Raw genomic sequence first — 23851 nt, forward strand, 5'->3', positions numbered from 1 at the left:
CATGGATCAGATCCTGTACGAGGCGAAGGACGGCATCGCTGTCATCACGCTGAACCGCCCCGAGGCCGCGAACGCCCAGTCGATGAGCCTGCTCGACGACCTCGACGCCGCATGGACCCGGGCTGCCGAGGACGACGACGTACGTGTCATCGTGCTGCGCGCCAACGGCAAGCACTTCTCCGCGGGTCATGACCTCAAGGGTGACTCGCACACCCCCGACAAGATCACCCTGGAGCACATCTACGGCCTCGAGTGCCACCGCTACCTCGGCTACTCGCTGCGGTGGCGCAACGTGCCGAAACCGTCGATCGCGGCGGTGCAGGGCAAGTGCATCGCGGCGGGACTGATGCTGTGCTGGCCGTGCGATCTGATCGTGGCGGCGGAGAACGCCGAGTTCTCGGACCCCGTGGTGCGGATGGGGATCAGCGGGGTCGAATACCACGGCCACACATGGGAGCTGGGGGCGCGCAAGGCGAAGGAGATCCTGTTCACCGGACGGGCGCTGACGGCGGACGAGGCCGAGCGCGTCGGCATGGTGAACAAGGTGGTGCCGCTCGCCGAACTGGACGAGCGGACCCGCGAGTTGGCGGAGCAGATCGCGCTGATGCCGGCGTTCGGCCTGCGGCAGGCCAAGCGGGCGGTGAACCAGACGCTCGACGTGCAGGGCTTCCACTCGGCGCTGCAGGCGGCGTTCGACATCCACCAGACCGGCCACGGCAACGCGATCAGCGTGGACGGCTATCCGATCCTGACCCGCCTCGACGACATGAAGAAGCACATCAAACAGTCCTGAGTGAGCCCAGGACCTGAAGCCGCACAGGTAGGGAGAGCCCATGGCTTCGCGCACGCTGCCGTACCCCCTGTTCGACGCGGACAACCATCTGTACGAAACCGAGGAGACGCTGACCAAGTACCTGCCGGACCGGTACCGGGGCGCGATCCAGTATGTGCAGGTGAACGGCCGCACCAAGATCGCGGTGCGCGGTCAGATCAGCGAGTACATCCCCAATCCCACTTTCGATGTGGTCGCGCGCCCCGGCGCCATGGAGGACTACTTCCGGCACGGCAACCCCGAGGGCAAGAGCCGCCGGGAGATCTTCGGTGAAGCGATGCGCTCGGTGCCCGCCTTCCGTGAGCCGGGGCCGCGCATGAAGCTGATGGACGAGCTGGGCATCGATCGCACGCTGATGTTCCCCACGCTGGCCAGCCTCGTCGAGGAGCGCATGCGGGACGATCCCGAGCTGATCCACGCCGTGGTGCACGCGCTCAACCAGTGGCTCGACGAGGTCTGGTCGTTCAACTACCACGACCGCATCTTCACGGTCCCGGTCATCAGCCTGCCCATCGTCGACAAGGCCATTGAGGAACTCGACTGGTGTGTGGAGCGCGGCGCGAAGGCGATCCTGGTGAGGCCCGCGCCGGTGCCGGGCTTCCGCGGCTCGCGGTCCTTCGCGCTGCCCGAGTTCGACCCGTTCTGGAAGCGCGTGGTCGAGCACGACATCCTTGTCACGATGCACTCGTCCGACAGCGGCTACTCCAGGTACCAGAGCGACTGGGAGGGCGCGGGCGGCGAGATGCTGCCGTTCAAGACCAATGTCTTCCGGATGATGGACCAGTGGCGGCCCGTGCAGGATGCCGTGGCCTCCTGGGTGTGCCACGGCGCCCTGTTCCGCTTCCCCGAACTGAAGATCGCCGTGATCGAGAACGGTTCGAGCTGGGTGGCGCCGCTGTTGCAGAACCTGGCCGACGTCTACAAGAAGGCCCCCGAGGGCTTCGGTGGCGACCCCGTCGAGGCGGTCAGGCGGAACATCCACGTCAGTCCGTTCTGGGAGGAGGACCTCGGGGAGCTGGCCGACCTCATCGGCGAGGACAAGGTGCTCTTCGGCTCCGACTACCCGCACCCGGAGGGCCTCGCCGAGCCCACCAGCTATGTGGACGCGCTGGCGGGCATGGACCAGGAACGCCAGGCGAAGATCATGGGCGGGAACCTGGCCCGACTGCTGAAGGTGTGACAACCGGCAGGGAGGCCGAGATGCTCTTCGAGTTCGACTCGGATCAACGGCTGTGGCAGCGGACCGTTCGCGACGCCGTCTCCAAGGAGTGCACGGCGACGTTCGTCCGGTCCGTCGCGGACGCCGGCGCCGACCCCGCACCACTGTGGCGGACCTACCGAAAAATGGGGTGGACCGAGTTCGTCGACCCTTCCGACGCGGTCGAACTCGGCATCGTGCTGCAGGAGTTGGGCCACGCCGTCGATCCGACTCCTTACCTGGCGACCATGACGCAGTTCGCGCCGCTGGCCCCGGCGGCGGCCGGTGACGGTACCCCCGGCGCCGCCGCGTACTCCGGAGTGGCGGCCCGCGCCGACGGAGCCGGCTGGGTCCTCGACGGCACCGCCCGCCACGTGCTCGACGCGGAACGGGCTGAACGGCTCGCGGTCGTCACCGACGCCGGTGTCTTCGTGGTGCCGGCCGAGGCGGTGGCTGTCGCGCCGCTGCATGTCTTCGACCCGCTCCTGCACGTCGGCGACGTGACTTTCGAAGGGGTGCGGGTCGGCGAGGGAGACCGCAGCGGCGCCGATCCGGAGCGCGCCCGGCATCTCGCGCTCGCCGGACTTGCGATGACGACGGTCGGCGCCAGTCGCCGCATCCTCGAGCTGACCCTGGAGCACGTGCGAGACCGCAACCAGTTCGGCGCCCCGATCGGCTCCTTCCAGGCCGTCCAGCACAAGGCCGCCGACATGCACGTGGCGATCGAACGGGCCCGCGCGCTCGCCTACTTCGCGATGATGACCATCGCAGCCGACCACCCGCGCCGCCGTCTCGCCGCCGCGATGGCCAAGGCATCGGCGGGGGAGTGCCAGGCCCTGGTGTTCCGGCACGGCGTCCAGCTGTTCGGCGCGATGGGAAACACCTGGGAGAACGATCTGCAGTTCGCGCTCAAGCGTGCCAAGGCGGGCGAACTGCTGCTCGGCGGCGCCGCCGAACACCGCGCCGTGATTGCCGACATCGTGGGGGACGGCCATGCGCATCAGCTTTGAGGACGAGACCGAGGCCTTCCGCGCCGAATTCGTGGCGTTCCTGGAGGCGAACCTGCCCACCGAGGCCGAGGCCACCGAACGCTCCCGCTCCAGCGCGCACATACCGGAGTGGGCGCGACGCTGGCAGCGCACCCAGTTCGACGCGGGCTGGCTGCTGCCCGGCAACCCGCCCGAATTCGGCGGCCGGAACGCCACCGTGGTGCAGCGGTACGTGCACCTGGAGGAGCTCAGCCGGCGCCGGATCTACCACAGCTTCAACCCGCAAGGGGTCGGCATCATCGCCGCCTCCCTGCTCTCCTTCGGCACCGACGAGCAGAAGCACCGCTGGGCCGTCCCCATCCTGCGGGCCGAGATCACCGCGGCACTCGGGATGAGCGAACCCGGCGCCGGGTCCGACCTCGCCTCCCTGCGCACCCGGGCCCAACTGTCCTCCGACGGGACGTACTTCACGGTCGACGGGCAGAAGGTGTGGACCTCCGGCGCCCACGACGCCGACGTGCTGCTCACCTTCGTGCGCACCGACCCCGACGCCCCCAAGCACAAGGGGATCAGCGTGCTGCTGATCCCCACCGACACACCCGGCGTGACCCGCCGCCCCTTTGCCTCCTTCACGGGGCCTGAGGACAAGGACTTCAACGAGGTCTTCTTCGAGGGCGTGCGGGTGCCCGCCGAGAACCTCGTCGGCCCGCTCCACGAGGGCTGGCGGGTGGCCAACGGCTCGCTCGGCCACGAGCGCACGCTGATGTGGCTGGGCGACGCCGAGCGCATGAGCGACCTGCTGCGCGACTTCCGCCCCACCACCGCGCTGGACAAGGACTGGTACGCGACCCTGGCCATGGACCGGCAGGCGCTGACCCTGCTCGGCCAGGCCGCCCTGGCGCGCGCCGCCCGCGGCGAGACGGACGTCCCGGCGCTGTCCGTCCTGAAGGTTCTCGGCTCCGAGGCCTCGCAGAAAGCGCTGGAGCGCGCCCTGGACGCGGCCGGCCCTGACGGCCTCATCCACGGCACGAACAGCGCGCCGTACAGCCACATGAGCTTCGACGACGCCTTCGCCAGCTGGTTCCACCGCTATGCCCGCAGCTTCGGCGGCACCATCGCGGGCGGCACGTCCGAGATCCAGCGCGGCATCATCGCCCAGCGCGTGCTCGGACTGCCGCGCGGCTGAGGAACGTACAGGGAGGGGCGCCCTGCAAGTCAGGGCGCCCCTCCCGACGCGCTGAGGCCGGACGAGTCTCCTCAGTCCGCGTACGTCGTGCCGAAGGCCTCCAGGAACTCCAGCGTCGCCGCCGCCGAGCGATGCGGGCAGGACACGACCGTCCAGGTCACCCCGGCCTTCTCCAGCGCGGCGAACGCCTCCCTGTGCCGGTCCGCGTCCAGGGCCGGCTCGATGAGGCCGTCGTCGTGGTACGAGTGCAGTACGTCGACGCTGTCGCCGCGCCCGACGGCAGCTGCGGACTCGCGCAACTCACCGATCGAGCCAGTGAGTTCGGTCAGCGGGCCGAGCGGGGGCGTCCGGGCCGTCGCGCTCAGTTCGGCGCCGCCGGACATCGGCATCCAGCCCTGTGCGCGTTCGGCGGCCCGGCGCCGGCTCAGCCGTGAGTTGCCGCCGATCCACACCGGGATCGGCCGCTGTGTCGGCCGGGGCAGGGACTGTACGTCGCGGACGTTGAAGTGCCGGCCCTCATAGCTGAACGGCTCGCCGCTCCAGTGCAGCGGCAGTACGTCGAGGACCTCGTCGAACAGCGCGTTGCGCTCGTCGAAGTCGACGCCCAGGGCGTGGAACTCGCCCTTCAGATACCCGGCGCCGAGGCCCAGGATGAGCCGCCCGCCGGAGAGCCGGTCCAGAGTCGCCGCCTGCTTGGCCAGCAGTAACGGATTGCGGTACGGGGCGACGGCCAGATACGTGAGCAACCGCAGTCGGCTGGTGACGGCCGCGGCGTGGGAGAGCGCCACGAACGGATCGAGCGTCTGGTGTCCACCGTGCTTCAGCCAGCGCGCACCGGGGGCCGGATGCTCACTGAAGGAGAGCCCGGAGAACCCGAACTCCTCTGCTGCGCAGGCGACTTCGGTCAGGGGGCCCGCGTCCAGCAGGTCGCCGTCAGGCCCGTGGACCTCCGGGTAGTGAAAGAGAAATCGCATGTCGCATCCTCCCGGTCGGTGCGGCTCACGCGAGCCGCTTGACGCACGATCAGTTGAGAGAATACCGTTCTCATATCGAGAGATCGAGGTTATCCAGGGATTTCGTGCGCCGTCGAACGTCAGTGGACGCCAGTGGTGCAGTCGGACTGGAGGGTCGGACCCCATGCCGCATTTCAGGAAGCCCGCCGAGGGCAGCTGGACCGAGCACTTGAAGATCGGCACGGAGCCGGTCAGCTATGAGGATTCGATCTCGCCCGAGCACTACGAGCTCGAGCGGGACGCGATCTTCCGCAGGACCTGGCTCAACGTCGGCCGGGTGGAGCAACTCCCGCGCAAGGGAAGCTACTTCACCAAGGAGCTGGACGCGGCCCGCACCTCGGTGATCGTCGCGCGGGGCACCGACGACGAGATCCGCGCCTTCCACAACGTCTGCCGCCACCGCGGCAACAAGCTGGTGTGGAACGACTTCCCGAAGGAGGAGACCAGCGGCGTCTGCCGCCAGTTCACCTGCAAGTACCACGCCTGGCGCTACGACCTGGAGGGCAAGCTCGCCTTCGTGCAGCAGGAGGGCGAGTTCTTCGACCTCGACAAGTCCGAGTACGGACTCAAGACCGTGCACACGGAGGTCTGGGAGGGGTTCATCTTCGTCAATCTGGACCCCGACAACACGACGCCGCTGCGCGAGTACCTCGGCGATTTCGCCAAGGGCATCGAGGGCTACCCGTTCCACAAGCTCACGCAGGTGCACAAGTACCGCGCGGAGATCGGCTCCAACTGGAAGCTGTTCATCGACGCGTTCGCCGAGTTCTACCACGCGCCGATCCTGCATTCCGGCCAGTACATGGCGGACGAGGCCCGCAAGATCCAGAAGTACGGGTACGAAGGGCTGCACTACGACATCGACGGCCCGCACAGCATGGTCTCCTCCTGGGGCGGCATCGCACCGCCGCACGACAGGAAGATGGTCAAGCCCATCGAGGCCGCCCTGGAGAGCGGCCTGTTCGGGCCGTGGGACGCGCCGGAGATCGGCATGGAGACCGAAGACCTGCCGCCGGCCATCAACCCGACCCGCGACAAGCGGTGGGGCATGGACTCGTTCGTGTTCTTTCCGAACTTCATGCTGCTGATCTGGCGGCCCAACTGGGTGCTCACGTACCACTACTGGCCGACCTCGTACAACACCCACATCTTCGAGGGCACCTGCTACTTCGTGCCGCCGAAGAACGGCTTCCAGCGGCTCCAGCAGGAGCTGGCCGCGGTGTCGTTCAAGGAGTACGGACTGCAGGACGGCAACACCCTCGAAGCCACACAGACCATGCTCGAGTCCCGCACCGTCGACACCTTCCCGCTCAACGACCAGGAGGTGTTGCTGCGGCACTTGCACCAGTCCGCGCGTGCCTACGTCGACGAGTACCAGGGCTGACCCCAGGAGGAAACCGCATCATGGCGCACGCCAATGTCTTTCCCGCCGGCTTCGAGGCCCTGGAGCCCTTCGCCGACTGGTCCGTCCAGGGCGAGAAGGCCCGCTACGCGAAGCGGCTCGCCAGCACCATGGACGAGCTGGACGCCTTCTACAACGTGGCGTTCCCGCTGCTCCAGGCCAACAAGGAATACCTGGAGGGCATCTTCCTCGACGACATATCGGAGCAGGACAAGCGGCTGCTGTGGGCTTTCTGCGCGCTGGTGACCGTCGCGTTCCCGGTCGAGGCGTGGCGCCAGGCCAGGGTCCCCGACTCGGGTCCCTCCAGCATCGACGCCGTCGTCGAACCCGCCGTCTGACCGGCCGCCGTTGTCGACCGGCCGCTTTGCGAAGGAGCCTCGCGATGCCCCGCCCGCGTACCCCACAGCCGCCCGTCCTGCTCCGCGCCGCACGCCTGCTCGACGTGGACAAGGGCGAGTACGTCACCCCGGGGGAACTGCTCGTCGAGGGCGAGCACATCACCCGGATCGTGCCCGACACACTCCCGGACGGCACGGTCGTCGTCGACCTCGGTGACCTGACCCTGCTGCCCGGCCTCATGGACATGGAGGTCAACCTGCTGCTCGGCGGGCCCGACCACCGCAGTCCGTTGATCGCGGTGCAGGACGACCCGGCCGTGCGCACACTGCGGGCGGTGGCCAACGCGCGCCGGACCCTGCGCGCCGGCTTCACGACGGTGCGCAACCTGGGCCTCTTCCTCCAGACCAACGGGCTGCTGCTGGACGTCGCCCTGAAGAAGGCGATCGACCACGGCTGGATCGACGGCCCCCGAGTCGTGCCGGCCGGGCACGCGATCACACCCACGGGCGGGCACCTGGACCCGACGATGTTCCAGGCGTTCGCGCCGCACGTGCTGCCGTTGACGGTGGAGGAGGGGATCGCCAACGGCGTCGACGAGGTGCGCAAGGCCGTGCGCTACCAGATCAAGCACGGCGCGTGGGTCATCAAGGTGTGCGCGTCGAACGGCGTGATGTCGCACACCGGCCCGGCCGGCGCCCAGCAGTACTCCGACGAGGAGCTGCGCGCCATCGTCGACGAGGCCCACCGGGCGGGACGGAAGGTTGCCGCTCACTGCATGGGCGAACAGGCGGTCACCGCCGCCCTCGACGCGGGCATCGACTGCATCGAGCACGGCTTCCTGGTCGGTGGCGAGACCCTCGACCGGATGGTGGCGCAGGGCACCTTCCTGGTGGCAACCACCTCGCTCAACGACGAGATGGACACGTCGCGCGCCGACCCCGAACTGCAGGCCAAGGCCGCCGAGGTGTTCCCGCGGGCCCGCGCCACCATCTCCGAGGCGATACGCCGCGGCGTACGGGTGGCCTGCGGCTCCGACGCCCCGGCGATCCCGCACGGCCGCAACGCCAAGGAACTCATCGCGCTCGTGCATCGGGGCATGTCCCCGCTCGATGCGATCCGCGCCGCGACCACCGTCTCCGCCGACCTCATCGACGTGGACGACCGCGGCCGGCTCGACGCCGGCCTGCTCGCCGACGTCATCGCCGTCCCAGGCGACCCGCTCTCCGACGTCTCGGTCACGGGCGACGTCCGCTTCGTGATGAAGGGCGGGACGATTCACCGGAACGACACCGCGAAGGCCTGAGCCATGAGGCGTGAGCCAAGAGGCCCGACCTCCTGGCTCACGCCTTCGCGAACGGTGACACCAGGTGCGGCAGATCCGCCGTCGTACGGATCCCCGGATCCGCCGCACACACCCACGGCACCGCGTTGACGGCACGGTTGGCGGTGTACGCCGGGTAGGTGGCCGCCGCGTTCTCCGCGGCAACGGGAAAGCGGATCGTGATGTCCAGCGGGGCGTCGCCGTCGACGGTCAGGCGCCACCCGGTGTCCCGCAGATCCCACGGACGGTCGAGCTCCGTCGTGCAGTACCAGGTCGCCCGGAACCGCAGCACGTCGTGGCCCCCGTGCTTCCACGCGACTGTGACGCGCTGCGCCGCGACCGTACCGGCCTCCAAGGCCCCCGCCGCGATCGTCGTGCGCGACACGGCGCGCGCGAACTCGCCCTGCACCTCGGCCCGTTCGACCGGCAGCCCCAGCGCGTCCGCCACCACCCGCAGCGACGGCGCGAAACTCGATTTCAGCGAGGCGAGCCGCCGTTCGTCGAAGGTGTCCTGGCGCCCGCCGAACCCCATCACGTCGAAGAGCAGTCCGGGCGAGGCGCGCCGTGACAGATCGGCGAACTCCTCGACCAGCAGCCCGTCGAGCCGCCGCTGCACCGACGCGAGCACCAGCGGCAGCGCCTCCGTCACGAAACCGGGGCTGCTGCCGGTGCTGTGGATGCTGCTGCCGCCCTCGTCGCAGGCGGTCTCGACCCGGCGCCGCAGGGACTGGTCCATGGCGTCCGGGTGGTGGAAGTCGGTGCGGGTGGCGACGATGTTGATTCCCGCGGAAAGGAGTGCGCACACCGCGTCGGCGTCCAGCTCGCGCGGCGTGTAGAGCACGCAGTCCGGCTTGAGCCCGAGCACATCGGCCGGCTCTGTGGTGGCGCGGACGCCGAGCGGCGGCAGCCCGCACAGCTCACCCACGTCCAGGCCGGACTTCTGCGCGCTGTGCACGAGAACGCCAACCACCTCCATCTGAGGATGCTCGGCGGCCCCGCGCAGCGTACGACTCCCGATGTTCCCGGTTGCCCACTGGACGACGCGGTACGGCGACTTGCGTCCCGGTTCGGTCATGACGGAAACGGTACTCTCGCCAACCGAGAAGAGTAATACCGCGACCGTATCGTGTCCGGTGTCGCGGTCAGGCCTTCCCGGAGACACCGCCCCGGCAGAATTCCCAGACTTCCTCGGCGGAGATCTGCGTCGACGCGCTGCCGGACGGGACGCCCGGGGTCTGCGCGGTGAACATCGCCGTCTGCATCACCAGCGATGCGGCGCGGCGCGGCTTGTCCGCCTGCGCTTCGCCGGACTCCACCGCCGCTTCGACGAGTTCGGTGAACAGGTCGAGCAACGGCACGTGTGCGGTGGCCACTTGGTCAGGGTGGGAGCTCAGGAGCTGCATGGCGAAGTCGGTGAACAGGGGGCTCTGCCGGTCGGGGCGCGGCAGCGACTGCTCGTAGAGCATGTGCACCGCGACGCGCAGCCGTTCCAGCGGCTTCTTCTTTGCGGCGGCAGCAGAGCGGATCTCGTCGGCCGAGCGCCCCAGGGCGTCTTCGAACAGGGCGAGCAACAGCTCGTGCTTGCCGTCGAAGTGCTGGTAGAAGCTGCGCAGCGACTGCTTCGACCGTTCGACGACCTCCTGCACCGTGAAGTCGGTGGTGCCCTTGGTGGCGATGAGCTCCTGTGCCGCTTCGAGGAAGCGCTCGATCCGCTCCTCGGCGCGGAGCTTGGCCGCGCGCGTGGACCGCTCGATCGCGCGTTGACGCCAGACGGGCGGGGTGGGCTCTGCGGGGACGGCGTTCATCTGCGGAACAATACTCCACGTATATGAGAAGCAGTTGGTCCACACCTACCGAAGCGGCTAGCGCCTCAATGGGAACGCCGTTCTCCTGGAGGTCCGGGAGGACGCCCGGCGTCGCCCCTCGGTCGGCTGCGGTCAGGCCGCCGGATGCACAAGCCCGTACAGGCGCGTGACTACGGCCCGCACGAGCATGCGGCGGTGGCGGATCATCCGGAGGTCGAACTCCGGACGATCACCGGCCGCGCCCGAAGCGGCGTGCACCGCGTGCAGCTCGCCGATCGCGGGCTCACCGGGCACCGACGCGACCGTGACCTCGAACCTGCCTTCCGCGACGGTGTAGTTGAAGAAGTCCTCACCCGGCACGTACAGGGCCGCCCTCGGGTCGCGCAGCAGGTTGCGGCCCTTGGCGCGTTCCGTGGTGGTCGAGAGGCGGAGGGTCCGGGTCGCCGGATCGGCGAGGTAATAGACGTTCGACAGGTGAGGGGTCCCGTCGGGGCCGAGCGTCGCCAGGACGCCCTCGCGGCGGCCTGCGACGCGCTGCCACAACGCCTCCTGCGGCACCTCACTTCGCACGGGACGTCACCGCCTCCGCCGCGGCCCAGTGCGCGTCGGAGACCCACAGGCGCGCGAAGGCCCGTGCCGCCTCGCGTGGCGGGCAGCCGCCCGGTCGCGTCACGCGCTTGATCGACCGGGCCGGACGGTGCGCGAGTGAACGGGCCAGCTCCCGCCACCCGGCCTCGAAGCCGTCCCGCGGCAGCACCCGGTCCACCAGGCCCTCCCGCTCGGCCTCGCGTGCGCCCAGTACCTGGCCCGACCCGGCGAGCAGCAGCGCCCGCCCCGGCCCGACGAGCGCCGCGAGCCGCTCCGCCCCGCCCCACGCCGGCATGATCGCCAACGCCACCTGGTTGAAGGCGATCCGTATGTCGTCCGCGGCGACCCGGATGTCCGCCGCGAGCGCGAACTCCGCGCCGCCGCCGTAGGTGTGGCCGTTCAATGCGGCGACGACCGGCCCCGGAAACGCCGCGATGCGGTCGCAGATGGCGCGCATCCGCAGCGCCATCTCCAGCGCGGCCTCCTCGGTGCGCAGCGCCGCCAGTTCCTTGAGGTCGCCGCCCGACACGAACGCCTTCTCGCCCGCACCCTTGATGACGAGTGCGTGCGTCGAGCCCTCCGCCTCCGCTTCGTCCACCGCGGCGAGCACCTTTTCCAGGCGGTCCATCGTGGCCGGCCCGATCGCGTTGCGCGCGTGCGGGCGGTCGATGGTGACGACGGCGAGCGCGCCGTCCAGTTCGAGGTCGACCATACGAAGTCCCTCCGGGGCATGAGCGGGGTCATGAGCGCGCACCGTGGTCGCGTACGACGTATGGAACATAGCTTCTCTATCTGAGAGAGTTCAATTCTCATGCTGGCGAGTGCGTGCAGGTGCATGCCACGAGGAGGTTGGTTTCTTCCATGCCGACGATCCCGGTCACCGCGCTCAGGACGATCCCGCCGGAGCTGTCACGGCGTTACGAGTCGGCGGGCTGGTGGACCCGCGAAACCCTCGGCGAAGTCCTGGCCGAGCGTCTGCGAGCCGCACCCGAAGCCGAGTTCCGCGTGCACTCACGGACACGCCCCTGGTCGGGAACCTTCGGTGATGTGGAGCGGACGGCACGACGGCTCGCGGCCGGGCTGCGCGAGCGGGGCGTCGGGCCCGGTGACGTGATCGCGTTCCAGCTGCCCAACTGGATGGAGGCCGCAGCGGTGTTCTGGGCGTCGGCGCTGCTCGGCGCGGTGGTCGTCCCGATCGTGCACTTCTACGGGCCCAAAGAGGTCGGCTACATCCTGCGGTCCACGCGCCCCCGCGCCTTCTTCGCCGCCGAGCGCTTCGGGCGCCAGGAGTTCCGCCCCGAACTGAGCGCCGACGTACCGATCGTGGGGGTGGTCGGCCGCGACTTCGACACGCTGCTCGCCGATGAGCCGATGCCCGGCTTTCTGCCCGCAGATCCGGCCGAGCCCACTCTGATCGCCTTCACCTCCGGCACCACCCGGGACCCCAAGGGTGTGGTGCACAGCCATCAGACCCTGCTGTGCGAGACGCGTCAGCTCTCCGCGGCCTATCCGCCGGACCGGGGCAAGCAGTTCACGGTGGCGCCTGTCGGCCACTTCATCGGGATGGTCAACGCGTTCCTGATCCCCGTGCTCGACGGTTCGCCGATCAACCTCGGCGACGTATGGGACCCGGCGCAGGCGCTCGACCTCATCGCCCGCGAGGACCTGGTCGTCGGCGGGGGAGCGACGTACTACATGACGAGCCTGCTCGACCACCCCGACTGCACCCCCGCGCACATCGCCCGCCTCAAGTACGCGGGACTCGGCGGATCCGCCGTGCCGTCGGCCGTGACGACCCGTCTGGAAGGCCTGGGCATAAGGGCGTTCCGCTCCTATGGCTCGACCGAGCACCCCTCCGTCACCTGGGCCCCGCACGACGGTCCCGCCCGCGTCCGGCTGCACACCGACGGCACGCCGCTGGACGGTGTGGAAGTGCGGCTCGACGGTGACGGCGAGATCCTCACACGCGGACCCGACCTCTGTCTCGGCTACACCGATCCGGAACTCACCAAAACGGCCTTCGACGCCGACGGCTGGTACCGCACCGGCGACATCGGGGAGGTCGACGCGGACGGCTGCCTTTCCATCACCGACCGCAAGGCGGACGTGATCATCCGGGGTGGCGAGAACATCAGCGCCCTGGAGGTCGAGGAGGTGCTGCTCGTCATGTCCGGTGTCGCGGAGGCGGCCGTGGTGGCCGCTCCCGACGCCCGCCTCGGCGAACACGCGGCCGCCGTGCTGCGCATGCTGCCCGGCCGGCCCGTCCCGGGATTGCCGGAGTTGAGGGAGCACTTCGAGCGTGCCGGGATCGCGCGGCAGAAGTGGCCCGAGGAGGTGCACGGCGTGGACGACTTCCCGCGGACCGCCAGCGGCAAGGTGAAGAAGTTCGTGCTCCGGCGGAACCTCGCTGCGGTCATTGCCCCACCCCGAACGTGAGAATAGTATTCTCACAATCGGCCAAGGAGGATCTCGTGCCTTCACGCACCCTGCCCTTTCCGCTCTTCGACGCGGACAACCACCTCTACGAGACCCGGGAAGCACTCACCAAGTACCTCCCGAAGCAGTACGACGGCGCCATCGAGTACGTCGACGTCCGCGGCCGTACGAAGATCGCGATCCGCGGGCAGATCAGCGAGTACATACCGAACCCGACCTTCGACGTCGTCGCCCGGCCCGGCGCGATGGAGGAGTACTTCAGGGTCGGCAACCCCGACGGCAAGACCCGTCGGGAGATCTTCGGCGAGCCGATGCGCGCCGTCCCGGCCTTCCGCGAGCCGGGCCCCCGCCTGCAGCTCCTCGACGAACTCGGCATTCAGCGCTCCCTGATGTTCCCGACCCTCGCGAGCCTCATCGAGGAGCGGATGAAGGACGACCCGGAACTCATCCACGCGGTCATCCACGCGCTCAACGAGTGGCTGCACGAGACCTGGGGCTTCGTCTACAAGGACCGCATCTTCACCGTCCCCGTGATCACCCTGCCGTTCGTGGACAAGGCGATCGAGGAGCTGAACTGGGTGGTGGAGCGCGGCGCCCGCGCGATCCTGGTCCGTCCGGCGCCGGTGCCTGGGCCCGGCGGTGTCACCCGCTCCTTCGCGCTGCCCGAGTTCGATCCCTTCTGGAAGCGCGTGCAGGAACTCGGCGTTCTCGTGACGTTCCACTCCTCCGACAGCGGCTACTCCAACTACGCCAACGACTGGGAGGGCGGCACCCGCGAGTTCCTGCCCTTCAAGCCCAACGCCTTCCGGCAGGTGGCGGAGTGGCGCCCCATCGAGGATGCGGTGGCGTCGATGATCTGCCACGGCATGCTCTCCCGGTTCCCCGAGCTGAAGGTCGCGGTGATCGAGCAGGGCGCCTCATGGGTGGAACCCGTCCTCGGCCGGCTCGCCGACGTACACAAGAAGATGCCGCACGAGTTCCAGGAGGACCCGGTCGAGGTCTTCAAGCGGCACATCCACATCAGTCCGTTCTGGGAGGAGGACATGGCCGCTCTCGGTGACCTCATCGGCATCGAGCGGGTCCTGTTCGGCTCCGACTACCCGCACCCGGAGGGCCTCGCCGACCCGGTGTCGTACGTCGACTTCCTCGGCAAGCTCGACGAGGCCGACAAGGCGAAGGTGATGGGCGGCAACCTGGCCCGCCTGATGGCCCCATGAGCGTCGACGCCGCACTGAAGTGGCGCAGCATCCCCGAGGCGGCGCTGAGCGCAGCGGACCGCTTCGGCGACGCGGAGGCGGTCGTCGACGGCGAACTGCGCCTGACCTTCCGTCAACTCGCCGAGCGGATACGCGTCGCGGCCGGCGCCTACGCCGGCGAGCTGGGCATCCGCAAGGGGGACCGGGTGGCCCTGTGGGCGCCGAACTCCGCCGACTGGATCGTCGCGGCCTTCGGGCTCACGGCGGCCGGGGGCGTCCTCGTGCCCGTCAACACCCGCTTCAAGGACGCCGAGGCGCACGACATCGTGCGACGCAGCGGCGCGAAGGCGGTCCTCGTCCAGAACGGCTTCCTCGCCCGCGAGTTCACCGGGCCCGACGGTGTCCCCGTCATCGACATGGCGACGTCCGGATTCCTCACCTCCGGCAGCCCGTACGAGCGCGAGGTGGGCGAGGACGACATCGCCGACATCGTGTTCACCTCCGGGACCACGGGCCGCCCCAAGGGCGTCATGACCACCCACGGACAGACGCTGCGGCTGTACGACGAGTGGTGCGAGCTGGCCGGCCTTCGCCAGGGCGACCGCTATCTCATGGTCAACCCGTACTTCCACATCTTCGGCTACAAGGCAGGCCTCGTCGCCTCGTTCCTGCGCGGTGCCACCATGCTGCCGGTTCCCGTCTTCGACACGGACGTCGTCCTCGACCTCGTCGAGTGCGAGCGGGTGACCGTCCTTCCAGGTCCGCCCACGCTCTACCACTCGCTCCTCGCCGCCCCGCCCGGCCGTGACCTGTCCTCGCTGCGCGTCGCGGTCACCGGATCCGCCGACATCCCCGTGGAACTGGTGCGGCGGGTCACCACCGAGCTCCCGTTCCGGCATCTGATGACCGGCTACGGACTGACCGAGGCGGGCACCGTCACCGCCTCCCGCCCCGGCGACCCGTACGAGGCCGTCGCCACCACCGTCGGGCGCCCCTGCGAGGGCTTCGAGGTGTGCATCGCCGACGACGGCGAGGTGCTCGTGCGCGGCTACGCCGTGATGAAGGGCTACCTGGACGACCCCGCCGCCACCGCCGAGGCCATCGACCCCGAGGGCTGGCTGCACACCGGTGACCTCGGGGAGCTGGACACGGAAGGCCGGCTCAGGATCGTCGGACGCAAGAAGGACATGTTCATCGTGGGCGGCTTCAACGCCTACCCGGCCGAGATCGAGGGCTTCCTGCTCGAACACCCCGCCGTCGCGCAGGCCGCCGTGATCGGCGTGCCCGACGGGCGCATGGGGCAGGTCGGCAAGGCGTTCGTGGTGGCCCGCGAGCAGGTGAGCGCCGACGACCTCATCGCGTGGAGCCGCGAGCGGATGGCCGGTTTCAAGGTGCCCCGGTACATCGAATTCCGGGATCACCTGCCTCTGGGAGCCACCGGAAAGGTCCTCAAGGACCAACTGACCGCCGACGGCCAGGAGGGCTCATGACAGACGACGCGGTGCACACTCCCTCCAGTCTCCCCCTCAAACCGGTCTACTCCGCCGCCGACGCCCCCGCCACGCCGCCGGAGCCGGGCACGTACCCCTTCACCCGCGGCAACTACCCGACCGGATACCGGGGCCGCCTGTGGACCCGCCGCCAGTACTCCGGCTTCGGCACCGCGGAGGAGTCCAACCGCCGCTACCGCTACCTCCTCGACCAGGGCTCCACCGGCCTGTCCGTGGCGCTCGACCTGCCCACCCAGTGCGGCTACGACTCCGACGACGCGGAATACGCCGACGAGGTGGGCCGTGTCGGGGTCGCCGTGGACACGCTCGCCGACTTCGAGCTGCTCTTCGACGGCATCCCGCTGGACCGGATCAGCACCAGCTTCACCATCAACGGCACGGCGGCGATCCTGCTCGCGATGTACGTGGCGGCTGCCGAGAAGCGCGGCATCCCGCGCGCGAAGCTCACCGGCACCATTCAGAACGACATCCTCAAGGAGTACGCCTCTCGCGGCACCTGGATCTGGCCGCCCGAGCCTTCGCTCCGCCTGATCGCCGACACCATCGAGTTCTGCGCCGAACAGGTTCCCCGCTTCAACGCCATCTCCGTCGCGGGCGCCCACTTCCGCGACGCCGGGGCCAACGCCGTCCAGGAGATGGCGTTCACGCTCGCCGACGGAGTCACGTACTGCGAGACGGTCATCGAACGCGGCCGTATGACGATCGATCAGTTCGCCCCGCAGATCTCCTTCTTCTTCTATACGCACGGCGACTTCTTCGAGGAGGTCGCCAAATACCGCGCTGGGCGCAGGCGGTGGGCGACGATCGTGCGCGAACGCTTCGGCGCCGAGACCGACAAGGCGTGCATGTTCCGCTTCGGCTGCGTCGCCGGAGGCGCCTCGCTGTACGCGCCGCAGGCCCGCAACAACACCGTACGTGTCGCCTACGAGGCGCTCGCCTCCGTCCTCGGCGGCGTGCAGTCGATGTTCACCGCGGCCTGGGACGAGCCGTTCGCGCTGCCCAGTGAGGAGTCCGCCACGCTCGCGCTGCGCACCCAACAGGTCCTCGCGTACGAGACGGGCGCCGCGTCCGTCGCCGATCCGCTGGGAGGTTCGTACTTCGTGGAAGCCCTCACCGACGCCACAGAGGAGCGCGTCGTCGAGATCATGGACGACCTGGAGGCGCACGGCGGCATGGTCCGTGCCATCGAGGACGGCTATCTGCAGGGGCTCATCGCCGACGAGGCGTACCGGGCCCACCGGGACGTCGAGTCGGGCGCCAGGCCCGTCGTCGGAGTCAACCGCTTCACCGTCGACGAGGCACTGCCGGACCTCGCCACGTACGAACTCGACGCCGAGGGACGGGAGCGCCAGCTGAAGCGGCTGGCGCAGGTGAAGGACGAGCGCACCGCGGCCGAAGTCCGGCGCACGCTTGAGGAGTTGAGGCGGGCCGCCGACTCGTCCGACACGAACCTCATGGGACCGCTCGTCGACTGCGCCGCCGCGTACTGCACCGTGGGGGAGATGTCCGACGTGCTGCGCGCCGCGTGGGGCGAGTTCCAGCAGCCGGTGGTGTTCTGATGGCGACCGCGGCCACCCCCCGGGTGCTCATCGCCAAGCCGGGCCTCGACGGACACGACCGCGGCGCGAAGATCGTCGCACGGGCGCTGCGCGACTCCGGGTTCGAGGTGGTCTTCACCGGCATCCGGCAACGCGTCGCCGACATCGCGGCGACCGCCGTGCAGGAGGACGTGGCCGTGGTCGGCCTGAGCATCCTCTCCGGCGCCCACATCGCGCTCACCGCCCGCACCGTTGAGGCGCTGCGTGCCGCGCACGCCGAGGACATCGTGGTCGTGGTGGGCGGCTCCATCCCCGCCGCGGACATCCGTCGGCTGAAGAAGGCGGGGGCCGCGGCGGTCTACCCGACCGGTACACCGCTCGACCAGATCGTCACGGACATCCGCAAGCTGACCGCAGACCGTTGAGGAGCCCAGTCGTATGCGTATCGGAGTGATGTCAGGACCCGAGCGGGGCGACAGCGCGCGCAAGGCCGCCCGCATGCTCGACGATGCGCGCTGGGCGGAGGAGGCCGGCTTCGACACCGTGTGGGTGCCCCAAGTGCCCACGGATTTCGATGCCTTGACGGCCGTCGCGCTCATGGGTTCGGTGACCTCGCGCATCGAACTGGGCACGGCCGTCGTCCCCGTGCACACCCAGCACCCCATCGCCCTGGCCCGCCAGGCGCTCTCCGCGCACGCCGCGGCCCAGGGGCGGCTCGCCCTCGGGGTCGGGGCATCGCACCACTGGATCGTGCGGGACATGCTCGGCCTGCCCTATGAGAAGCCCGCCGCCTACACGCGCGACTACCTGGACGTTCTCAACACGGCCGTTGGCGGGGCCAGTTCGGTGGACGTCGAGAACGACACCTTCACCGTCCACAATCCGCTCGGCCTCGCCCCGGTCGCACCCCTGCCCGTCCTGCTCGCCGCGCTCGGCCCGGTCATGCTGCGCATCGCGGGGGAGCGGGCTGACGGAACGATCCTCTGGATGGCCGACGAACGCTCCGTCGCCGACCATGTCGTGCCCCGCATCACCAAGGCCGCCCAGGAGGCCGGGCGCCCGGCGCCGCGCATCGTCGCCGGGATCCCCGTCTGCCTGTGCCGGCCGAACGAGGTCGACGTCGCCCGCGAGCGCGCCAACCGCATCCTCGGCGAGGCCGAGATCTCGCCCAACTACCAGCGGCTATTGGAGTACGGGGACGCGCGCGACGTCGGCGACCTGTGCGCGGCGGGCGACGAGGCGGCGATCAGGGCCCGCTTCCAGCGGTTCGCAGACGCGGGCGTGACGGACCTTTCCGTACGCCTCCTGCCGATCGGCGAGGGCCGCGAGGAACTCGTCGCGTCCAAACGCCGCACCCGCGAGACGGTAGCGGCGATCGCCGCGGAGCTGCGGTGAACCCCGGCCCGCTCGCGGGCATCCGCGTCCTGGAGGTCGGCCACATCCTCGCGGGTCCGTACGCGACGATGCTCCTCGCCGACCTCGGCGCGGAGGTGACGAAGCTGGAGCCGCCCGGAGGCGACCTGTCGCGCCAGGTGTCGGACGCGTACTTCGCGAGCATCAACCGCGGAAAGCGCAGCATCCGAGTGGACCTCACGACCCACGAAGGGCAGGACCGTCTGCACCAACTCGTGGGCGACGCGCACGCGTTGCTCGTGAACCTCAAACCGTCCGCCATCCGCCGCTGTGGACTGACCTACGACGACCTGAAGCCGTACAACGACCGCCTCGTCTGCGTCGCCGTCACCGGCTACGGCATGGACGCGGGCGACGAGCCGGCCTTCGACTACGTCGTCCAGGCCGCGACCGGCATCGCCGCCCTGACCGGCGACCCGGACGGCCCGCCCCTGCTTCCCGGCTACTCGTCGGCCGACAACTCGGCCGGAATCATGGCGGCGTTGGGGCTTCTCGCGCAGATCATGTCGGGGCGTGGCGGTCAGGTCGATGTCAGCCTGCGAGATGTGATGCTGTCCCAGCTGAACTATCGCGCCGCCGCCTACCTCAACGAGGGCACCGTGCCCCGACGCACCGGCGGCGCTCACTCCTACTACGTACCGGCCCAGCTGTTCCCCACCGCCGAGGGCCACTTGGCGCTGTTCGTCACGCACGACGGCTTCTGGCGGGCCTTCGCCGCCGAGGCCGGCATCGACGAGGAGGCGTTCGCGACGATGGCACGCCGGGCGGCGCGCAGGGATGACGTGATCGCGGCCGTCACCAAGGCCCTCGCCGGTGACACGGCACAGGGGTGGGAGGCGCGGCTGCGACCGCTGAACGTTCCGGCCGCGGCCGTCCGCACCTTGCCGGAGGCGCTGGAGCGCACGCCGTCGGCCGTGATCGAGGCGGGCGACTACCGGCTGGTCGGCAGCCCCGTCAGGGTCGCCGGGTACGAGCCGCAGTACGGGCCGCCGCCGCGGCTGGGGCAGCACGACGGGTGACCTTCGGGGCGGCGGCCACGGCTCAACACGTCAGGACGCTGTCCACCAGTCCCCAGGCCAGCGCCTCGTGCGCCGTCAGGAAGGCGCCGGACAGGGCGAGATAGGCGGTCCTGTGCCGCCCGATGCGCGGCGGGATGCCCGCCGTTCCGCCTGCACCCGGGATCAGCCCCATCGCGACCTCCGGCAGCCGGATCCGCGTGTCGGGGGCGGCCACGACCCGCGCCGCGAACGACGACAGTTCGACCCCGGCGCCCACACACGCGCCGTGCAGATGCGCGGTGACCCGGTCCGCGCAGCGCAACAGCAGGGCCGCCGGGCTTCGCTCGACGCGCACAAGGTGGGCACGGGCGGGATCACGCGCGGTGCCGAACTCGGACAGGTCCCCTCCGCTGCAGAACGAGGGTCCGTTGCCGTGCAGTTCGACCCGTGCGATCGACGGGTCGGCGACGGCGACCGCCAGGGCCTCGCACAGGCCGTCCCTGGTCGCGGCGTCCATCGCGTTGCGCACCCACGGGCGGTCGAGCGTGATGGTCAGCCGCTCGCCGTCGCGGTCCATGCGTACAGGCCGTTCGGCGGGGCGTGCGGGGCCACGCGCGGTGGTGGCCAGCCACTGTCGGAAGGCGGCGCCGCCCTGCAGGGTCGAATAGGCGAGTGACTCGGCGACCAGCCGATCGTAGGGCGTCAACTGCTCACCCATGCGCAGCACTTGGATCAGCGCTGTCGCCGTCTCCTGGCGCGCCGTGACCGTTTCGGCGATCCGGTTCGCCGTGTCGTGGGGGACGGGTCGGCTCACCCAGGGGCGGGGCGCGTCCGGGGCGCCGGTGAGGAGGATGTCGTACGGGGCGGGATCGAGGTCCAACGGCTCGGCGGCGTAGCCGATCACCACGCGGGGTCGCATGTCCCGGACGTCGGCCCGGAGACCGCGGTCCAGGTCGACCAGCTCGAAGGGGGTCTCCATGACGGCGCCGCTCCGCTCTCCCGATCGGGTCGCAACGAGTGTAATTTGTCTGGCTGGAGTGGGAGAAGAGGGAGTGCGGAATTGGAGAGCCCGGTTTTCGAAGGCCGGTTGCGCGCCGTCGCCGACGACTTCACCGCCCTGACCGGCGTCCCCGTCGACGTGGACACCGAACTGACCCTGCGGGCACGGCTCGCAGGGTTCGCTGCTCCTGGGCGCACGTCCGCCGGAGGCTCCTGCCACCTGCTGCGCGCGGCCGACGGCTGGGCGGCCGTGAACCTGGCCCGTCCCGACGATCACACCTCCGTCCCCGCACTCGTCCACCTCCTCGGCGGGACCGGAGAGCTGCCGGACGCGATCGCCGGACGCCCCGCGGCAGAGACCGCCCGGCACGCCCAACTGCTCGGCGTGGCCGCGTCGGCGCTCGGCTCCGAGCGAGGGCGGCGCCCGCCCGTCGTGCGGACCCGCACCGGGCCGGAGGGCGGCGCCCGCACGCCCGAGGGCGCCCGCGTCGTGGACTTCTCCGCGCTGTGGGCAGGCCCGTTGTGTGCCCGCCTGCTCGGCCTCGCCGGCTCCCATGTGCTCAAGGTGGAGAGCACGGACCGACCCGACGGCGCCCGCCATGGCACCCCCGCCTTCTACCGACATCTGCACCATGGACACGCCAATGCCGTCGTGGACTTCCGCGACCCCGACGCCCTGCGCGCCTTGGTCGACGACGCCGACGTGGTGATCGAGGCCTCCCGCCCGCGCGCCCTGCGCAGGGCAGGCGTCGACGCCGAGCGCTTCCTGCGGGCTCGCCCCGGACGCGTATGGGTGAGTATCACCGGCTACGGGCGCGACGACGACCGGATCGCCTTCGGAGACGACGCGGCGGTGGCGGGCGGGCTCGTGGCGCGGACACCCGACGGCACGGCCCCCGCGTTCCTCGGTGACGCCGTCGCCGACCCCGTCACCGGCATCCACGCGGCCCGCGCCACGGCACGCTCGCTCCGGGACGGGGGCGGCCACCTCCTCTGTGTCGCGATGGCGTCATGCGCCGCGACTCTGGCGGGCTCGACGACGGGCCCGCAGTGCTGATCAGGGACGTGGACGTGGAGGGGCACGGACGGGTCGACGTGCGGGTGGCCGAGGGGCGCGTCGTCGAGCTGGGGCTCGGACTCGCCGGGCGCACGAGCGTCGACGGGCACGGCGGGGCTCTGGTCCCGGGGCTGCACGACCACCACATCCATCTCACCGCTCTCGCCGCCGAGGCCGCGTCCGTCCGGGTCGGGCCTGCCGAGGTGAGCGGAACCGACGGGCTCGCGAAGGCACTGACGGGCGGGGTTCCGGGGGAGTGGGTACGGGCCGTCGGCTACCACGAGAGCGTCGCCGGAGAGCTGGACCGCGCCACACTCGATCGCCTCGTGGCCGACCGGCCCGTCCGCGTGCAGCACCGCAGCGGAGAACTGTGGGTGTGGAACGGGACAGCCTTGCGTGCGGCAGGGATGGACGACACCGGAGACGGGAGGTTCTGGCGGTCGGACGAGCGCCTGCGCGTCAGCCTGCCGGCAACTTCCTTGGACCTGGACAGAGTCGGCCGTCGGGCGGCCGCTCGCGGCATCACCGGCTTCACCAACGCGGACCCTCACCCCGCCCCGGACCTGCGCACCCTCTTGAGTCCCCTGCCGCAGCGCCTCACCGTCATGAGCCTCGACCCGGCGGCCCCCGCGAAGTTCCGTCTCGACGACCTCACCCTCCCCACCCCCGACGAGCTCGCTGACCGCTTCGCGCGCGCGAGGCCCCGCTCGGTCGCCGTCCACTGCGTCACCCGCGTCCAGCTCCTCGTCACCCTGCTCGCCCTCGACGCGACGGGCGCCGTGCCCGGGGACCGCGTCGAGCACGGCGCGGTGATCCCCGCGGAAACGGTCGACTGGGTGCGGCGGCTCGGTGTCACCGTCGTCACCCAGCCGCACTTTCCGGTCGAGCGGGCGGCCGCGTACGCGAGAGATGTGCACGCCGACGACCGCGCGCACCTGTACCGGTGCGGAACGCTGCGCTCCGCGGGGGTCCAGGTCGCCGCCGGTACGGACGCCCCGTACGGGACGGCGGACCCCTGGGCGGTGATGCGGGCCGCGGTGGGGCGGGAGGGCCCTGAAGCGTTGCGGCCGCGCGCCGCGCTCGGACTGTTCCTGGGGGCACCTCTGACCCCCGGCGGCCCGCCGCGAGCCGTGGCGCCGGGCGCCCGCGCGGACCTGTGCCTGCTTCACGTTCCCCTCAAGGAAGCGCTCCGGGAGCTGTCGGCGGATCGCGTCCGGGCGGCGTTCGTGGACGGACGGTGCATTTCCACGTGAGCCGTGCCACCGGTGGCCCCCTCACCCCTCCAGTTCCAGCCCTTCCCGCCGGTCGGCCCCTGCCGCCGCCCGCGCGAACGCGCACACATGGCGTTCCATCCGGCGCTTCGCCCCCGCCTCGTCGCGGTCCCGGATCGACGCTGTGACCCGCGTGTGGGCTCGTGCGGTGAGGGTGCGGATGTCGTCGTCGAGGAAGTGCTCGATGTCGGTGGCCGCATAGATCGCGTCGGCGAGGGCGGTCATGAGGCCGATGAGGAGTTCGTTGCCGGACGCGCGCGCCACCGCGGTGTGCCAGCGCACGTTGCCGCGCAGAAACCGTGGCACGTCGCCCGCCGCGCCGGCTGCCGTCAACTCAGCGTGAGCCGCGTCCAGTTGTACGAGGTCGTGCTCCGATCGCCGGACGGCGGCGAGCGCGGCACAGGCGGGTTCCACGGCCTCGCGCGTCTCGTGCAGCGCGTCGAGGCGCAGGTGCTGTCCCCGGATGACCAACTCGACGGCACCGGCCAACGAGGCGTGGTCGGGGCAGTGCACGAAGGCGCCACCGCCCCGGCCCGGCCTGATCCGCAGCAGCCGCTCCACCTGAAGGATGCGCAACGCCTCGCGCACCGTGGCCCGGCTCAGCCCCGTCTGTTCCACCAACTCCCGTTCCGGTGGCAGCATCGCGCCCTCCGGGAGCTCGCCGGAGAGGATGCGCTCTCGTATGTCCGCGGCCAGAACGTCGGCCGCCTTGGGGACGGCGACGGCCGTGAACGCCGCTTTCGAGGACGAGACCATGGC

At 70.4% G+C, this 23851-nt stretch carries 23 protein-coding genes; 16 read left to right on the top strand and 7 right to left on the bottom strand.

The window, feature by feature from the left end; all coding sequences use genetic code 11:
• Nucleotide 1 precedes the first annotated feature (1 nt).
• The 4 genes from ACYSUO_RS07905 to ACYSUO_RS07920 are packed head-to-tail and all read left to right on the top strand — an operon-like array spanning nucleotide 2 to nucleotide 4205.
• Complete coding sequence (locus tag ACYSUO_RS07905) at nucleotides 2–793, top strand: enoyl-CoA hydratase (protein WP_461775314.1); 792 nt, start codon at nucleotides 2–4, stop codon at nucleotides 791–793.
• A gap of 40 nt (nucleotides 794–833) precedes the next feature.
• The gene (locus ACYSUO_RS07910; RefSeq protein WP_461775315.1) at nucleotides 834–2012 is read left to right on the top strand and encodes an amidohydrolase family protein; all 1179 of its coding nucleotides are present in this window, start codon (nucleotides 834–836) and stop codon (nucleotides 2010–2012) included.
• A gap of 20 nt (nucleotides 2013–2032) precedes the next feature.
• Nucleotides 2033–3040 (top strand): acyl-CoA dehydrogenase family protein, encoded by a 1008-nt coding sequence (locus ACYSUO_RS07915; RefSeq protein WP_461775316.1) that lies wholly within the window; start codon nucleotides 2033–2035, stop codon nucleotides 3038–3040.
• Nucleotides 3024–4205 carry an acyl-CoA dehydrogenase family protein gene (locus tag ACYSUO_RS07920; RefSeq protein ID WP_461775317.1) on the top strand — a complete coding sequence of 394 codons (1182 nt, stop codon included), beginning with the start codon at nucleotides 3024–3026 and terminating at the stop codon, nucleotides 4203–4205. The genes ACYSUO_RS07915 and ACYSUO_RS07920 overlap by 17 nt, the downstream gene beginning before the upstream one ends.
• A 71-nt stretch (nucleotides 4206–4276) precedes the next feature.
• Here the strand turns inward: ACYSUO_RS07920 and ACYSUO_RS07925 are convergent, their stop codons facing one another.
• Nucleotides 4277–5179: an LLM class F420-dependent oxidoreductase gene (locus ACYSUO_RS07925; RefSeq protein ID WP_461775318.1), complete on the bottom strand. Its 903-nt coding sequence runs from the start codon at nucleotides 5177–5179 to the stop codon at nucleotides 4277–4279.
• 163 nt (nucleotides 5180–5342) lie between these two features.
• On the opposite strand from ACYSUO_RS07925, the gene ACYSUO_RS07930 reads away from it, so the two are divergent.
• The 3 genes from ACYSUO_RS07930 to ACYSUO_RS07940 are packed head-to-tail and all read left to right on the top strand — an operon-like array spanning nucleotide 5343 to nucleotide 8262.
• Complete coding sequence (locus ACYSUO_RS07930) at nucleotides 5343–6602, top strand: aromatic ring-hydroxylating oxygenase subunit alpha (protein WP_461775319.1); 1260 nt, start codon at nucleotides 5343–5345, stop codon at nucleotides 6600–6602.
• A gap of 20 nt (nucleotides 6603–6622) precedes the next feature.
• A complete protein-coding gene (locus ACYSUO_RS07935; protein ID WP_461775320.1) occupies nucleotides 6623–6958 on the top strand; it encodes a hypothetical protein in 336 nt (111 codons plus the stop codon).
• A 44-nt stretch (nucleotides 6959–7002) separates the two neighbouring features.
• The gene (locus tag ACYSUO_RS07940) at nucleotides 7003–8262 is read left to right on the top strand and encodes a metal-dependent hydrolase family protein (protein ID WP_461775321.1); all 1260 of its coding nucleotides are present in this window, start codon (nucleotides 7003–7005) and stop codon (nucleotides 8260–8262) included.
• Nucleotides 8263–8299: 37 nt separating this feature from the next.
• Here the strand turns inward: ACYSUO_RS07940 and ACYSUO_RS07945 are convergent, their stop codons facing one another.
• The 4 genes from ACYSUO_RS07945 to ACYSUO_RS07960 all read right to left on the bottom strand — a co-directional run bounded on the left by ACYSUO_RS07945 (nucleotide 8300) and on the right by ACYSUO_RS07960 (nucleotide 11385).
• A complete protein-coding gene (locus ACYSUO_RS07945; protein WP_461775322.1) occupies nucleotides 8300–9355 on the bottom strand; it encodes an NAD(P)H-dependent amine dehydrogenase family protein in 1056 nt (351 codons plus the stop codon).
• 67 nt (nucleotides 9356–9422) lie between these two features.
• Nucleotides 9423–10085, bottom strand: coding sequence for a TetR/AcrR family transcriptional regulator (locus ACYSUO_RS07950; protein WP_461775323.1), 663 nt, complete (start codon nucleotides 10083–10085; stop codon nucleotides 9423–9425).
• A gap of 132 nt (nucleotides 10086–10217) precedes the next feature.
• Nucleotides 10218–10655, bottom strand: coding sequence for a TIGR03618 family F420-dependent PPOX class oxidoreductase (locus tag ACYSUO_RS07955; protein WP_461775324.1), 438 nt, complete (start codon nucleotides 10653–10655; stop codon nucleotides 10218–10220).
• On the bottom strand, nucleotides 10645–11385 hold the full coding sequence (locus ACYSUO_RS07960) for an enoyl-CoA hydratase/isomerase family protein (RefSeq protein WP_461775325.1): 741 nt from the start codon (nucleotides 11383–11385) through the stop codon (nucleotides 10645–10647). Before ACYSUO_RS07960 ends, ACYSUO_RS07955 begins: the two co-directional genes overlap by 11 nt.
• A gap of 149 nt (nucleotides 11386–11534) precedes the next feature.
• On the opposite strand from ACYSUO_RS07960, the gene ACYSUO_RS07965 reads away from it, so the two are divergent.
• Genes ACYSUO_RS07965 through ACYSUO_RS07995 form a run of 7 tightly spaced genes read left to right on the top strand, consistent with a single transcriptional unit; the run spans nucleotide 11535 to nucleotide 19786 of the window.
• Nucleotides 11535–13109: an AMP-binding protein gene (locus tag ACYSUO_RS07965; RefSeq protein WP_461775326.1), complete on the top strand. Its 1575-nt coding sequence runs from the start codon at nucleotides 11535–11537 to the stop codon at nucleotides 13107–13109.
• Nucleotides 13110–13144: 35 nt separating this feature from the next.
• Complete coding sequence (locus tag ACYSUO_RS07970; protein ID WP_461775327.1) at nucleotides 13145–14326, top strand: amidohydrolase family protein; 1182 nt, start codon at nucleotides 13145–13147, stop codon at nucleotides 14324–14326.
• A complete protein-coding gene (locus tag ACYSUO_RS07975) occupies nucleotides 14323–15795 on the top strand; it encodes a FadD3 family acyl-CoA ligase (protein ID WP_461775328.1) in 1473 nt (490 codons plus the stop codon). The genes ACYSUO_RS07970 and ACYSUO_RS07975 overlap by 4 nt, the downstream gene beginning before the upstream one ends.
• Entirely contained in the window at nucleotides 15792–17375 is a 1584-nt protein-coding gene (locus ACYSUO_RS07980) for a methylmalonyl-CoA mutase family protein (RefSeq protein ID WP_461775329.1), read from the top strand. Before ACYSUO_RS07975 ends, ACYSUO_RS07980 begins: the two co-directional genes overlap by 4 nt.
• Nucleotides 17375–17779 carry a cobalamin B12-binding domain-containing protein gene (locus ACYSUO_RS07985; RefSeq protein ID WP_461775330.1) on the top strand — a complete coding sequence of 135 codons (405 nt, stop codon included), beginning with the start codon at nucleotides 17375–17377 and terminating at the stop codon, nucleotides 17777–17779. The genes ACYSUO_RS07980 and ACYSUO_RS07985 overlap by 1 nt, the downstream gene beginning before the upstream one ends.
• A gap of 13 nt (nucleotides 17780–17792) precedes the next feature.
• Entirely contained in the window at nucleotides 17793–18749 is a 957-nt protein-coding gene (locus tag ACYSUO_RS07990) for an LLM class F420-dependent oxidoreductase (RefSeq protein ID WP_461775331.1), read from the top strand.
• Nucleotides 18746–19786 (top strand): CaiB/BaiF CoA transferase family protein, encoded by a 1041-nt coding sequence (locus ACYSUO_RS07995; protein ID WP_461775332.1) that lies wholly within the window; start codon nucleotides 18746–18748, stop codon nucleotides 19784–19786. Before ACYSUO_RS07990 ends, ACYSUO_RS07995 begins: the two co-directional genes overlap by 4 nt.
• A gap of 22 nt (nucleotides 19787–19808) precedes the next feature.
• On the opposite strand, the gene ACYSUO_RS08000 is transcribed toward ACYSUO_RS07995, so the two are convergent.
• Nucleotides 19809–20744, bottom strand: a complete 936-nt coding sequence (locus ACYSUO_RS08000) for an enoyl-CoA hydratase/isomerase family protein (RefSeq protein WP_461775333.1) — start codon at nucleotides 20742–20744, stop codon at nucleotides 19809–19811.
• A gap of 81 nt (nucleotides 20745–20825) precedes the next feature.
• Between ACYSUO_RS08000 and ACYSUO_RS08005 the strand changes: the two genes are divergently transcribed.
• Together ACYSUO_RS08005 and ACYSUO_RS08010 are read left to right on the top strand one after the other, a co-directional pair.
• A complete protein-coding gene (locus ACYSUO_RS08005; protein WP_461775334.1) occupies nucleotides 20826–21821 on the top strand; it encodes a CoA transferase in 996 nt (331 codons plus the stop codon).
• Nucleotides 21776–23074, top strand: coding sequence for an amidohydrolase family protein (locus ACYSUO_RS08010; RefSeq protein ID WP_461775335.1), 1299 nt, complete (start codon nucleotides 21776–21778; stop codon nucleotides 23072–23074). Before ACYSUO_RS08005 ends, ACYSUO_RS08010 begins: the two co-directional genes overlap by 46 nt.
• A 21-nt stretch (nucleotides 23075–23095) precedes the next feature.
• Here the strand turns inward: ACYSUO_RS08010 and ACYSUO_RS08015 are convergent, their stop codons facing one another.
• Nucleotides 23096–23848: a FadR/GntR family transcriptional regulator gene (locus ACYSUO_RS08015; protein WP_461775336.1), complete on the bottom strand. Its 753-nt coding sequence runs from the start codon at nucleotides 23846–23848 to the stop codon at nucleotides 23096–23098.
• Nucleotides 23849–23851 lie beyond the last annotated feature (3 nt).

The sequence above is a fragment of the Streptomyces sp. UC4497 genome (assembly GCF_054871485.1).

Excerpts from the sequence above, each read along its gene's own strand:
- ACYSUO_RS07915 (WP_461775316.1), top strand. The coding sequence starts at position 2,033 with ATGCTCTTCGAGTTCGACTCGGATCAACGGCTGTGGCAGCGGACCGTT.
- ACYSUO_RS07965 (WP_461775326.1), top strand. The coding sequence starts at position 11,535 with ATGCCGACGATCCCGGTCACCGCGCTCAGGACGATCCCGCCGGAGCTG.
- ACYSUO_RS07960 (WP_461775325.1), bottom strand. The coding sequence starts at position 11,385 with ATGGTCGACCTCGAACTGGACGGCGCGCTCGCCGTCGTCACCATCGAC.
- ACYSUO_RS08000 (WP_461775333.1), bottom strand. The coding sequence starts at position 20,744 with ATGGAGACCCCCTTCGAGCTGGTCGACCTGGACCGCGGTCTCCGGGCC.
- ACYSUO_RS07945 (WP_461775322.1), bottom strand. The coding sequence starts at position 9,355 with ATGACCGAACCGGGACGCAAGTCGCCGTACCGCGTCGTCCAGTGGGCA.
- ACYSUO_RS07985 (WP_461775330.1), top strand. The coding sequence starts at position 17,375 with ATGGCGACCGCGGCCACCCCCCGGGTGCTCATCGCCAAGCCGGGCCTC.
- ACYSUO_RS07905 (WP_461775314.1), top strand. The coding sequence starts at position 2 with ATGGATCAGATCCTGTACGAGGCGAAGGACGGCATCGCTGTCATCACG.
- ACYSUO_RS07950 (WP_461775323.1), bottom strand. The coding sequence starts at position 10,085 with ATGAACGCCGTCCCCGCAGAGCCCACCCCGCCCGTCTGGCGTCAACGC.
- ACYSUO_RS08015 (WP_461775336.1), bottom strand. The coding sequence starts at position 23,848 with ATGGTCTCGTCCTCGAAAGCGGCGTTCACGGCCGTCGCCGTCCCCAAG.
- ACYSUO_RS07990 (WP_461775331.1), top strand. The coding sequence starts at position 17,793 with ATGCGTATCGGAGTGATGTCAGGACCCGAGCGGGGCGACAGCGCGCGC.
- ACYSUO_RS07925 (WP_461775318.1), bottom strand. The coding sequence starts at position 5,179 with ATGCGATTTCTCTTTCACTACCCGGAGGTCCACGGGCCTGACGGCGAC.
- ACYSUO_RS07940 (WP_461775321.1), top strand. The coding sequence starts at position 7,003 with ATGCCCCGCCCGCGTACCCCACAGCCGCCCGTCCTGCTCCGCGCCGCA.
- ACYSUO_RS07930 (WP_461775319.1), top strand. The coding sequence starts at position 5,343 with ATGCCGCATTTCAGGAAGCCCGCCGAGGGCAGCTGGACCGAGCACTTG.
- ACYSUO_RS07920 (WP_461775317.1), top strand. The coding sequence starts at position 3,024 with ATGCGCATCAGCTTTGAGGACGAGACCGAGGCCTTCCGCGCCGAATTC.
- ACYSUO_RS07910 (WP_461775315.1), top strand. The coding sequence starts at position 834 with ATGGCTTCGCGCACGCTGCCGTACCCCCTGTTCGACGCGGACAACCAT.
- ACYSUO_RS07975 (WP_461775328.1), top strand. The coding sequence starts at position 14,323 with ATGAGCGTCGACGCCGCACTGAAGTGGCGCAGCATCCCCGAGGCGGCG.
- ACYSUO_RS08010 (WP_461775335.1), top strand. The coding sequence starts at position 21,776 with ATGCGCCGCGACTCTGGCGGGCTCGACGACGGGCCCGCAGTGCTGATC.
- ACYSUO_RS07980 (WP_461775329.1), top strand. The coding sequence starts at position 15,792 with ATGACAGACGACGCGGTGCACACTCCCTCCAGTCTCCCCCTCAAACCG.
- ACYSUO_RS07935 (WP_461775320.1), top strand. The coding sequence starts at position 6,623 with ATGGCGCACGCCAATGTCTTTCCCGCCGGCTTCGAGGCCCTGGAGCCC.